Genomic DNA, 12651 nt, shown 5'->3' on the forward strand with positions numbered 1-12651 from the left:
TATAAGGACACAGGCCCATTACAAAACAAATTCGAAGACGTGTAGAAAGAAATAACTGGCAATGGCATACCAGTTATTTCATTTTTAGCGTAGGGCGTTTAAAACCAAATCCTTGCACCTAACACCACACCAGTCTCACTGGTTGACTTGCCTTCAGCCTTTAATGCATCAGCTGTATTTCCCAAAGCTTTGCTGTAATAAACACCGACATAAGGTGCTACCTCCCTCACTATTTCATGCCGATATCGCAAACCAATACGAATATTACTCAGCCCGCTTTGACGGTCATACTTTTCAGAATCGGTGAGGTTGGCAACAACTTCTAATCGCGGTTGCAGATAGGAAACTTGACTTAGTTGCCAGTCATATTCGGTCTCATTGATGAACTGCATGTCACCGTCTTCGTTAATACGCAGTGAATTTTCCATTTCAAACCAGTAAGGCGCTAGACCTTGATAACTGACCACCGCATAGTTCTCCATATCCGCATCGGATGACAGCTCTCCCTTTGTGCCCACACCAAATTGTATAGACCAAAAAGAAGAAACGAGATAACCGTATAACAGTTCAGCTCGTTCCAGATCAGTAGGCATTCCATCGTTTTGTGTATTTTCGCCTTCGCTTTTAAAAACAAGACGATGGTAATCTCCGCCATACCACGCCTGCATGTCCCAGACCGCTATATTTTGCTGCTCATCAGTGCGAGTATATTCAAGCCGGTCAAATAGAACTTGGCCAAAATATTCATTAGGAATAGGAGATGGCCAGTCATCTCTTGATTGAGCCAGAGCATTGTCAACGCTCAAAGTTAATGTTATTAGGCCTGCTATTAATATCTGTTTCATTTTAATCTCCTATGCGACCTGTACAACACGAAACATACCTGCTTCCATGTGGTATAGCAGGTGACAATGAAACGCCCACTCACCGGGGGCATCTGCGCTGATTTGTAACGAGACCTTCTCTCCAGGCTTGAGGCTGATCGTGTGTTTACGAGGTCTTGGATATTGGCCGTTTTCAAGTTCCATCCACATACCATGTAAATGAATAGGGTGATCCATCATAGTGTCATTAACCAAGATCAGACGTAGTCTCTCGCCATAATTGAAACGTACATATCCATCTACTTCACTAAACTTTTTGCCATCGAACGACCACATGTACCTTTCCATATTGCCCGTTAAGTGAAGCTCAATTTGACGTTCCGGCTCTCTTTCGTCAGGCCAAGGACTTTCACCGACTAAATCTGTATAAACAAGGACACGATGTGGGCTGTCTTCCAAACCGATCCCAGGTTCATCCAACCTAGAGCTTGGATTTTTAGCAATCATCGCTGCACCAGCGCCGTGCCCGTCTTCGCTGTGGACAATGTCTATGCTTTCTACTGGGAGCTTTTTGGAGGGGGTCATTTCTCCTTCCATTTGGGTGCCATGCATTGTATGGGCGCTATGCTGCCCCATTCCTTTCATATCACCTTTTGGAGCAGCCATGCCCGAGCTGTCGACCTTGGACTTATCCATATTCATGCCTTTCATACCAGACATGTCCATCCCCATCGCCGCCATGCCACGCTCTGTGATAACTCGCTGTGGGGGAACCTCTGCAGTAAGGCCAATTGACGGGGTTAGGGTGCCACGCGCATATCCACTTCTATCAAAACTTTCCGCAAAAAAGGTATAAGCTTTTCTCTCTTTTGGCTGAACGATTACGTCATAAGTTTCCGCTACTGCAATTCGAAACTCATCCACATTTACTGGTTTAACAGGCTGACCATCTGCAGCTACAACTGTCATTTCAAGCCCTGGGATGCGAAAGTCGAAATAAGTCATCGCAGAACCATTTATGATCCTCAACCGGATTTTCTCGCCTACTTTAAACAGGGCCTGCCAATTATCTTGTGGTGTCCGGCCATTCATTAAGTATGTATATGTACTGCCCGTAACGTCAGCTATATCGCGAGGGCTCATACGCATTGCACCCCACATAGCACGCTCTTCCCATGTATCGGCAAGCCCTTTTTTCTTTACGTCTTCTAACGTGTCGAAAATAGTTCGCTTTTGATAATTGTAATAACCTTCCGCTACCTTCAGTTTTCGCATAACGTCATGGGGGTCTGAAAACGTCCAATCGCTTAAAATAATTGTATGTTCCCTATCAGCCCCAATGTCCCCATCTGCGGGGTCGATCACAAGAGGTCCTAAATGGCCCAACTGTTCCTGGAGGCCTGAATGACTGTGGTACCAGTAGGTGCCGTTTTGCTCGACATCGAATGCATATTTAAATGTTTCGCCAGGTTTTATTCCGGCAAAGGAAACTCCCGGAACGCCATCCATATCTGGTGGTAAAATAATCCCGTGCCAGTGTATTGAAGTATCTTGATTTAGGTGGTTAGTTACATTGAGGTGCGCTCTCTGTCCTTCTTTCAATCTAATCAACGGGCCCGGCATTTGACCGTTGATCGTTATAGGTGAGCCCATATTTGAGCCTATTGGCATTTGCGCTTTTGACACATCGAGATTTTTAATATCACCTGTCAAAACTTGATCTTTAAAATGGCGACCAACAGGTGCTGCCCATAGAGGACTAACGTTGGTTAACGCAGCCGCAGCGCTTGAGGTCAGGGCACCGAGCACAAATCTTCTGCGACCGTTGTCGATAGAATTTTTCATAGTTTTTAGCCTTTGAATTGATACTAACTGGACGAAGGAATTTCATCCATTTAAAAAGTATTACTAACTAAGTCAGTACCTTAGGCTATCGGGGGACGAAAAGGTGGAGTGAAAATTTTGGGGGGAACAGCTAGAGCGATAATGTCATACTGCTCAGCAAACGTTGTTTCAAATTGACGAATGGGAACGTAAAAAAGACTTGTAAAGTGGTAGCAATTGGTAGCTATACACATACAACCATCTTTGCAGCAACCTGATTTATCCGAATGCGAGGGGTGTCCATCAGTGTGAGCGCTTTGATGCTTAGAACTAAGTGAACTGCTACGTTTCTCCTCATGAGCGTCTGCGAATTTGTGAGAAACCTTAGTTAATGAGCTATGTTCATCCATTATCATTTCACACGCAACAACTGGCATGGTAAACAGTACCAATAAATATCCAATGCATAGTGTGAAAATAATAAATCTCATAACTTTGTAATTGCTCTCAACCTTAACGCGACTTTATTCCTTTAGACAAGATAAGTCTTGAGGACACTTTTAGCAATGTCAATTGCTTGTAACTAAGATAAACAACTTCCTGTGAAGTCAAACAAGCAGTCTTCTCAACCTTAAAAGCTGTTAGAGTTACTTTTATTTAGTTTAGTCTATAAGTAACTCTTTTAACTAAAAAGATAACATGAGTAGTGCACCTGCAATCATAAAAATGTTTTCAGATAGTGAAACAAAACCTAGTGGTACGTTACTGTCCCCACCAACGCAAGCACATTTTAGCTCCCGTTTGTCCACATATACTGCTTTAAAAACAGAAATGGCCCCAACGGTTCCTATAAATAGTGAAAATGGCGCAACAGCTATGGCAGGCAGTTGTGCTACCATACCTATCCCCGCGTAGGCTTCAAGAAATGGGTAGATGTAACCATATCGAAGCCACCTCATTGCCAACAAATCGTAGGTTATGAACGAATTTGTAAAACTATACAAATCCTTCAATTTTTGAACTGCAAGTAGTGTCATTGAGAAAGCAATAAACAGAACCAGTGTTCTTATAGAGATGAAGTCTTCAGAAACAAAGAACTGGAATGCTAACGATAGCAGAGCTGCCACAGAAAAAATTGCAATAACAGGTGCATAAGTAGTTCCGTTCTGCCCCGCTTCTCCTTTCCCGAAGTATTTACGAAGCTCATCATATCCACCAATTCGCTTTTCTTCGATGAATGTTTGAGGCGTGGTTTCTACACCATGCTTTTGCTTGAAATAATCGGTCTCATTACGTGAAGTAAGATGATTGTCTTCTACTGAATAGCCTTCTCGCTCTAGTAAGTCCTTTGACCTTAAACCGTAAGGGCAAATGTGCTCTTTAGTAACCATTCTATATAGGATAGCTTTCTTACTCATTTTCCTTTCCTTTATTCAATTTACCTTCAAATTGAGGAATAGGCCGCAGTTGTGCCTGCTCCTGAGTTGTTACCTTGCCATTCTTATTTATATCCTCTATCAACCACTCCATCTCTTTTATTTCCTTTCGCTGAGCTTTGATAATGCCGTTAGCTAACTCTCGCACACGAACGTCTTCAAGGTTCGAACGTTCACTAGTCAAAATGGCTATTGAGTGATGGGGAATCATTGCTTTCATGTAGGCAGTATCTGAAATGGTACTTTGTGAACGAACAAGATAGATGCACAAGGCGAAAATAAGCGCCGCTATTATAAAAATGGCCGTATTGAGTTTCTTGTTGCTATACATACCTAACATGAAAGCTAACATTATAATCGCCATGCCAGCCCCCATATAGACTGCCATATAAGTCCTTGTCTCACTGAACCAGACATGCGAGATAGCGTAGGTATTTAAGTACATCATTATAAACATCGCTACAGTTGAAGTTATTATCATTGCAGCGAACTTAGAGTATTTCATATGTAATCCTTACTTAAGAAATAGTTAATGTTTGTAAATCTTTCTAACAAAAGAAAGCTTGAGAGAGGTTACAAACCAATCAATCTTAACTTGTACAAGTTTTGTACCAACAAGGAAATATTATGTTTTTGTCTATATTAATAGTTTTAGCTGCACTGTTGATCTGCGTAGGGCTGCATCTTTTTAATATTTCAGTAGTCGCGGACAATATCAGCGAGAGATTGAAGGGAGCTTGGATAAAAACACTGTCGGTAGTCGTTATTGCCATTTCGAGCCAACTTTTACTAGCAGTCATTTTTACGCTGGCGTATGAAATTGGACTTTATTTCGAGCTCGGCGATTTTAAGCAACCTGCCACTTCCATTGATATTTTTTACTTTTCACTAACTACGATTACTACATTGGGTCTTGGAAGTATCGAGCCGGATGGACATCTACGAATGATAGCAGGGGTTGAATCGGCTACAGGGTTTCTACTAATAAGCTGTTCAGCATCGAAAGTATTCAACACCATGGGGACAAGTTAATTTAACCAACTGCCTTTGAATAAGCAGGCTTTGGTCGTTAAAGGTTACTTACGATAAAAATTGAAATATGAGTAGAGCAGTAGCGAGTAAAAGGGCGACAAGCGCCCTGCATCCATTGGTCAACTAGCAACACGAACATACTCTCGATACCCTGGTTGCCACTGATTTTGTTTAATACAAAGATGTATTTCATCAGCGGTTTTAAAGGGCGCAACGCCATCTATCACAGCTTGCTTTGCTACTTCGAAAGCAATTTTCAATGACAGTTGCTTGATGCTACTTAAAGGCGGTAATAGAGCGCCTACACCGTTCACAGCAAGAGGAGATTCAGCTGCCAGTGCTTTGCTCGCTGCCATCAACATATTGTCTGTAACCTTTTTGGCACCGCAACTTACTACGGCAAGTCCAATACCGGGGAAGATATAGCTGTTATTGCATTGGCTAATCGGAAACGAAGTACCATTAATTTCTACATCTTCAAACGGACTTCCCGTTGCTACAATTGCTTCGCCATTGGTATATCGCAAAACATCTTCGGGTAAGGCTTCAACACAGCGCGAAGGATTGCTTAACGGCATTATAATTGGCTTATAAACATTCGCGGCCATCGCGTCTATCACTGCTTCACTAAACAAATCATTACATCCCGACACACCAAGTAGCATGGTAGGCTTAATGTTGTGAATGACGTCTAACAAGCTAGATTGCGTGAGCTTATCCCATTCTGGAAACAGGCTTGTATCATGGGCGAAACGCTGCTGAAAAGGTAACAGTGATTTTGACTTCGTGGTAAGCAGCCCATCCCTGTCCACCACAAATACATTTTGTAGGGCTTCTTTCTCACTCACACCTTCGGCCACGACACAGCGCATCCAATGCTCTGCTATGCCGCACCCAGCGGAACCGCCACCGGCTATTAACAATCTTTGTGAAGACGGCGAAACCTGTTTGGCTTTACACGCAGCCAACATAGTTGCTACCGCAACAGCTGCAGTGCCCTGAATATCATCGTTGAAACAACAGTACTTATCGCGGTAACGCGATAGCAAAGGTGTGGCGTTGTGTTGCGCAAAATCTTCGAATTGAATAAGTGCATTAGGCCATCGGCGGCTGACTGCTTGCATGAATTTATCCAAAAATTTGTCGTATTCACTTTGCGAAATTCTAGGGTGACGGCACCCCATATACATAGGGTCTTCCAGCAATGCAGCGTTGTTTGTACCCACATCCAATGTGATAGGTAATGTATTGGCAGGGCTAATGCCACCACAAACGGTATACAGCGACAGTTTTCCAATTGGAATGCCCATACCACCAACACCTTGATCGCCTAAGCCAAGGATCCGCTCTCCGTCGGTCACCACTATTACCTTAATGTTGCGCTTGGTGGCGTTGTGCAAAATGGCGTCAATTCGGTCTTGTTGATGATGAGCGATAAATAGACCGCGGGCGCTTCGATAAATATCAGAGAATTTCTCACACGCCTCTCCTACCGTTGGCGTGTAGATAATAGGCATCACCTCCTCAAGATGTTCGCTGATTAAACGGTAAAACAAGGTTTCATTTTTATCTTGAATGTCACGTAAGAAAATGTGCTTACTCATTGCTGTGGGGCAATCCTGATACTGCAAATAGGCGCGCTCCCTTTGCTGTTCTATCGTTTCGTAACGAGGAGGTAGTAAGCCGTCTAAATTAAATTCAATTCTCTCTCTTTCACTAAACGCACTGCTTTTATTTAGCAAGGGCATATCTAGAAGCTTGGGGCCAGCGTGAGATAAATATAGGGGTTTGTTGTTTTGATAAGTCATAGTGGTACTTGCCGATGCCCAGAGAATGACTGGGCATCTTAAGAAAATTAAAAGATAAGAGGCGCTAGCCAAACAGCAATAGCACTGACTAAAAGGATACTGACAATGTTCAACACGAAACCTGCCCGTGCCATTTGAGATATGCTGATATACCCCGACGAGAACACAATAGCATTTGGTGGTGTTGCCACAGGCAACATAAATGCGCAGCTTGCTGCAAGGGTTACAGGCAAGATTAATGACATTGGCTCGAAGCCCATTTCGATAGCAATTACTGCAACTACCGGCAAGAAAGTGGCTGCCGTTGCCAAATTACTTGTTAGCTCTGTAAGGAAAATCACCAGTGTTGTTGCGGCTAGCACTAACAGGAGCAGACCAAAAACATTGATGTTTACAAGTCCCTCGCCAAGCCACTGTGCCAACCCGGTATTCGACACTGCTGCAGCTAAACTCAATCCGCCACCGAATAACACCAGAATTCCCCAAGGAATATCTTTCATGTCATCCCAAGCCAGCAATGCGGGTCGATTTTCACTTTTTTCTCTGCCATTAGGTATAACAAAAAGCAGTACCGCAGCGGTCATTGCAATACCAGCATCAGAAAGACCATCAAGGGAAAACCACTTCGCAAGGAATGGCCGCGTCATCCACGCAAAGGCAACACATAAAAAGAGAACACCGACTCTCCACTCTTCTTTGCGAATAGGGCCAAGTGCTTTTCGTTGAGCCGCTAGCTTAGACTGTGCACTATCTGGCGTCTTAAAGTTAACCGGGTATACCCACCTTGTCAGCGAGATCCACGCTAAGGGAAGTAAAACCACGCTAAGTGGGATCCCAATAAGCATCCATTTTGCGAAATCTAACTGTACGTTATACGTGTCGTTCATAAAGCCGACTAAGAACGCATTTGGCGGTGTACCTACTAAGGTCGACATACCACCAATGGTTGCGGCATAAGCGATGCCAAGCAGCAAAGATAGCTGAAAGTTCTTTCTCTCGCTTTCTGTGAAATTTAAATCCTCGCTTTCCATTGTCGATAAAATCGATAACGCAATAGGGAGTAACATCATGGTAGTAGACGTGTTCGTCATCCACATACTCAATATGGCACTTACCAGCATAAACCCTAAAACAATAGAGCGAGCTGAACTGCTTACGTAACTCAATATGAAATACGCAATGCGTTTATGAAGATTCGCCTTCTGGAGTGCCAAAGCAAGCATAAACCCACCTAGAAAAAGGTAGATAGTGGGGTTGGCATAAGGTGCCGAGGCCGCTTTTATATCTAAAATACCTAGCTGAGGAAATAACACTAAAGGCAATAGCGCTGTGACCGAAACATGTACCGCTTCACACGACCACCAAAGCGCCATCCAAACACCTACAGCAGCGGTCGACCATGCTATTGGGCTTAAGCCTTCGGGAGCAGGCAATAGGTTCATCACGAGAAAAGCTAATGGCCCTAGAATTGTACCTACCCTTCTATAAAGGTTTCCTTTAGGTTCATCACTCGTTGTCGAAGAAGACATTGATAACGAATTACTTTCCACCTACTTCTCCTCATTTCCTTTAATGAATTCAGGAAACAGGTATTTGAATGCGTAAGGCACAATCTTCGTACTACTGTGACCAACACCTCGCACAACCTCGAGTTGCCAATGTGGAGAGACGTCTCTTTCCACTGCAACATTCATTGCATGAGCGTAGAATGACAGTCCTCTAGAGAACACGTTTCGTCCTTGCTGATTTGCTTTATCGCTATTGCTTATGGCTTTGGTTCGAGGCCCCATGTCTTGGTCACCTAACATAAACACTAGCGGTCGTGTTAACCAATCATCGATTCGTGACTCATCGTATGGGCTATTTAGCAAACCAAATGGGTAGGCTTGCTGGGTATCTGGGAAGGTAAAAAATGCGGCATTGGCAGCAACCGCTTGAGATACTGGTGCGTCAGGCTTAGCTAACATGTAAGTGTGAACAAATCCGCCTCCGGCAGAGTGACCGTACAAAGCAAACTCACGCTGCTCAGACCCAAAACGCGCAATAAAATCATTAAATACTTTTTCGGGCACATTATAGAATTGAATCGAGTCCGGACGCTTGCCCCCTAATGGCGTGGTAATGCCACCTAAATTGTATTGATATTCATCTTCACACACCGCTAGGCTGCACCCTATCGCAAGCACGATGAAGTTGTGCTTTTTCGCCAAACCTAGCCACTGGTCTCGATAATCATCGGCATTGCGTCGAGCACCGGGTACAACCAGTAGTATCTTTGTTTGTGCGTCTGCGTTTTGGGGAACAATATAATGTACATCTATTTTGCCCCCTGCCCACTTGTTAAAGCTGTAATGACCAACATCTTTTTCTTGCCAAGGTTGTGTACTAGCGCACGCTGCTTGCAGTAGCGCAACCGAGCAAAGCCAAAAAGTAAAAACTATTTTTCTAAACATAATAACCGTCTTAAGAAATGGCGGCGGTGTGCCGCCAAGTTAGCAGGATCAGAAGCTTGCGCTTACGTCCATGTAAAAATAACGACCGTAGTCACGATGTGCGTCGTTGAAGAATCCGAAGCTTTCCGCAGCTAATGGCGCGCGTTTATCTGTAAGGTTCTTCACCCCAAGACGGAAGCGTGTATCAACTTCTTGTATTTGGGTTTTATAGTCGAACGTTGCGTCAAACGTAGTCATTGCTGGGATCACAAATCGCGTTCCGTCATCTAAGGTCAACTCACTTTGATAGAAACTGCCTATACGATAGCCAGATAGCGAAGCGCCGAATACTTCACCTCGCCACATTAAGCGTAAGCTGTGTTTATCTTCCTGATTGCCATTACGACCAACCAAATCAGCAAAGCCATCGACTGGGAAACTTGCTGGAAGCAAACCACTCTCACTAGCTTCAACTAACTGGGTAGCTAGGCCGCCAGCTTCCTGCTCAAACTTCTCAAGGAACGATCCGTTATAATCGATTTTAAATCGGCCATAGTCAGTTTTAATGTTGTAGTAAATTCCTACGTCGTAACCACTAACCGTACGCTTATCTAAGTTTGCATAACGGTCGTCTATGTAGTTAATCTGACCCGCTGGGCAAATGCCAGCAGCCGTATAATACGCGGCTTCATCAGGGTCAATTTCTCCGCGATTTACGCTGGCGTTAAAGGTTGCGGCATCACAATTACCGTTGCCCTGCTCTAGGCGATATAGCAAATCAAGCAAGGAGTGGTTTTCTTCACCAAACAAACCAATCGTGTTTTCTTTCTCAATAGACCAGTAATCAAAGGTAATTGCTAAGCCGTCTAGGGGCTCAACTACAATTCCAACCGATATATTGTCAGACTCTTCTGGCTCTAGTTCCTGGCTACCTTGCGCAATACGTTGCAGAGAATAAGAACAATCCAATGTATCCTGATTCGGATCGCCTCCATTTTCTGCGGCGTATAAACAAGCGTAGTCAGTACGCGTTTGAGTGCGCGCAACGATTTCTTCATTGATAGTAACTAGATTCGGCGCTCTGAACGCCTGAGACCACGAGCCTCTTAAAAGCACAGGTTCAAATGGTCGGTAACCGAAGGCCACTTTACCCACCGTTGTGTCACCTACGTCAGAAAAGTCTTCGTAACGGGCAGCTAACTGAATATCAAAGTTTTCAAACACCGGGATCTGCAGTTCGGCAAAAGCAGAAGCTACCGCTCGGTGCCCTGAATTGTCCGGTGTTGGGCTAGAGTTCACCACATCAGATACAAAGGGGTAGGTGTCACCGTCTGCGTCGATAAACTGAATAGTGCCATCAAGTCGAGGGTCACGGTCATCTTTAAATGATTCGTGACGGTATTCAAGCCCCGCAACAAACCCTACGAACCCCGCGGGTAACTCGTAAATTCCTGGGTTAGAGAACTTAATGTCAAAGGTTTTAAGCTCAGACTCACTCTTTCGATAAACATCGATGAGTGCGCGTTCAATATTAGAGTCTACACCTGCAGAAAACGGGTTATAAGCTGCTTCTGTTGTGTCGTTTAGCGCTTCCTGCATTAAGGTGTTAGAAACACGGTTATGAGTTACGTCATCTTTAGTGTCTTTTGACCAAGACACGGCAGTTTCCCAGTCCCATTCCCCCCAGTATCCTCTTAATCCTTGCAGGAGTCGGAAAGTTTCGCCCGTATTCTCGACAATTCTTGGATACTCAGCGAAGCGATAGTTATCTATCGTCAATGCCGCGCCGTCACAAGAAACGCCAGCGGCAACTGCCGCATCGTCTAAGCGATTGGGCGAGCCACAAGGGCCAAAGGGGTTATAGTAATTGTCGGCGGCAACAATAAGTTTTGATGACGAAAATGATGCGGTAGGATGTCTTCGCAAATTTGTATTTGAGCGGTAGCCCAAGAACTCTGAAAAGGCCTCCCACCCATTTTCAAATGTGTGGTTTAAGTTAATGAAAACATTTGTACGGTCGAGCTTAGATGTAAGGTCGCGGTCTTGATTCATATTAAAGCGTACAGTGCCTTGTCCATCTGGTGCAGCACACAAGCCGTTACCTAACTCCCACGCACATCTTTCATCGCCGCTGGGGTAGGTTTCAAACTCACCACTTCCATCAACATAACCTTCCGTTCTCAATGGGTTACTTGACGTAACTCTATCGACAAAATCGAACTGACCGTACAAAGAGTTGGCACTTGTTGAATCAAATTCAGGATGTCCATACCAAGGGGAATCCTCAGGCAATCGATCGGTTAGATCTGCATTCGTCCATCGTGGATCATCTTGAGAGTTTACCCTGTCGCGTTGGTAATAGTTTGCGATAACGCCAATATTGGTTTTACCACCATTGAAGGTTTTCCCCCAGTGCATGGATAGTGTCTGATCGTTTCGAGGTAAGTGCTCATATTCCTGCCACTTAACTCGCACATCAAAGCCTTCAAAGTTTGTCGGCGTTACCGTATTAACCACACCTGCAACGGCGTCTGCACCGTAGATTGCAGATGCTCCATCACGCAAAACTTCTACGCGCTTTGCGCCATAAACAGGGATTAACTGTGAGTTGACCGAACTTACTGGAACGAAACTTCCCCCCACTTCTTCAGTCTGATATGACGCTGAATTTACCATTCGACGGCCATTAATTAGTACTAGGGTGTTTCCTGTACCAATATTTCTTAAATTGAACGCGCCAACGTCACCGCGGGCAGCATTTACGCCACCACTAATGTTGCCTGCTTCATTGAAGAAATTCTGCCCATTTTCTGGAATAAGCTGTAACAGGTCATCACCAGAGTCGACGCCCATGACTTCTATGTCTTCGGCGTCAAGTTGCGATACTGCTAGGGCTTCACTAATTTCAGCACCTTTAATTTGTGAGCCGACTACGGCTATTTTTTCGATTTGACTTTCGTCTTTGGGCTCGGTTTGAGCATGTGCGTAGGGTGAAAGAGATGTGGCTAATGCCACCATGCATACAGGCGAAAGTAGGCGTCGCCGCGTACGGATCACTTGGGTAATTTTATTAATCATTGTTTTACCTTAAAAGTGTTGAATGTGTCCTCAGCACAAATGATACACAATTGTTAAATGACATAATTGCGCAACATTTGTTACATCGATTCAACATAAGGCAAGGACCTTGCCATACTTACAAAGATAATAAAATCACATATATTTCAAAAGGATAACAAAACTCACTGTAGAGAGCCACGCAATTCTGGGCTTAAAGGGGTGGAATGCCACACGT

General features: G+C 44.2%; 9 protein-coding genes. 1 reads left to right on the forward strand and 8 read right to left on the reverse strand.

Going from position 1 to position 12651, the window contains the following annotated elements; translation table 11 throughout:
* Positions 1 to 98 precede the first annotated feature (98 nt).
* The 4 genes from BGK61_RS02560 to BGK61_RS02575 all read right to left on the reverse strand — a co-directional run bounded on the left by BGK61_RS02560 (position 99) and on the right by BGK61_RS02575 (position 4589).
* A complete protein-coding gene (locus BGK61_RS02560; RefSeq protein ID WP_014978041.1) occupies positions 99 to 845 on the reverse strand; it encodes a copper resistance protein B in 747 nt (248 codons plus the stop codon).
* A gap of 9 nt (positions 846 to 854) precedes the next feature.
* Positions 855 to 2669 carry a copper resistance system multicopper oxidase gene (locus BGK61_RS02565; RefSeq protein WP_076011458.1) on the reverse strand — a complete coding sequence of 605 codons (1815 nt, stop codon included), beginning with the start codon at positions 2667 to 2669 and terminating at the stop codon, positions 855 to 857.
* Between the two features lie 665 nt (positions 2670 to 3334).
* Positions 3335 to 4066, reverse strand: coding sequence for a MauE/DoxX family redox-associated membrane protein (locus BGK61_RS02570; RefSeq protein WP_076011459.1), 732 nt, complete (start codon positions 4064 to 4066; stop codon positions 3335 to 3337).
* Positions 4059 to 4589, reverse strand: a complete 531-nt coding sequence (locus tag BGK61_RS02575) for a DUF305 domain-containing protein (protein WP_076011460.1) — start codon at positions 4587 to 4589, stop codon at positions 4059 to 4061. The genes BGK61_RS02570 and BGK61_RS02575 overlap by 8 nt, the downstream gene beginning before the upstream one ends.
* Before the next feature lie 122 nt (positions 4590 to 4711).
* Between BGK61_RS02575 and BGK61_RS02580 the strand changes: the two genes are divergently transcribed.
* Entirely contained in the window at positions 4712 to 5116 is a 405-nt protein-coding gene (locus BGK61_RS02580) for an ion channel (RefSeq protein WP_076011461.1), read from the forward strand.
* Positions 5117 to 5235: 119 nt separating this feature from the next.
* Here the strand turns inward: BGK61_RS02580 and BGK61_RS02585 are convergent, their stop codons facing one another.
* From BGK61_RS02585 to BGK61_RS02600, 4 genes are read right to left on the reverse strand one after another with little or no spacing between them, the layout of a single operon-like run.
* On the reverse strand, positions 5236 to 6924 hold the full coding sequence (locus BGK61_RS02585) for an NAD-dependent malic enzyme (RefSeq protein WP_076011462.1): 1689 nt from the start codon (positions 6922 to 6924) through the stop codon (positions 5236 to 5238).
* Positions 6925 to 6971: 47 nt separating this feature from the next.
* A complete protein-coding gene (locus BGK61_RS02590) occupies positions 6972 to 8453 on the reverse strand; it encodes an SLC13 family permease (RefSeq protein ID WP_075176641.1) in 1482 nt (493 codons plus the stop codon).
* Positions 8454 to 8474: 21 nt separating this feature from the next.
* Positions 8475 to 9377, reverse strand: a complete 903-nt coding sequence (locus tag BGK61_RS02595) for an alpha/beta hydrolase (RefSeq protein WP_076011463.1) — start codon at positions 9375 to 9377, stop codon at positions 8475 to 8477.
* A 48-nt stretch (positions 9378 to 9425) separates the two neighbouring features.
* Positions 9426 to 12434, reverse strand: a complete 3009-nt coding sequence (locus BGK61_RS02600; RefSeq protein ID WP_076011464.1) for a TonB-dependent receptor plug domain-containing protein — start codon at positions 12432 to 12434, stop codon at positions 9426 to 9428.
* Between the last annotated feature and the right edge of the window lie 217 nt (positions 12435 to 12651).

The sequence above is a fragment of the Alteromonas abrolhosensis genome, from assembly GCF_001953635.1.
GTDB lineage: Bacteria > Pseudomonadota > Gammaproteobacteria > Enterobacterales > Alteromonadaceae > Alteromonas > Alteromonas abrolhosensis.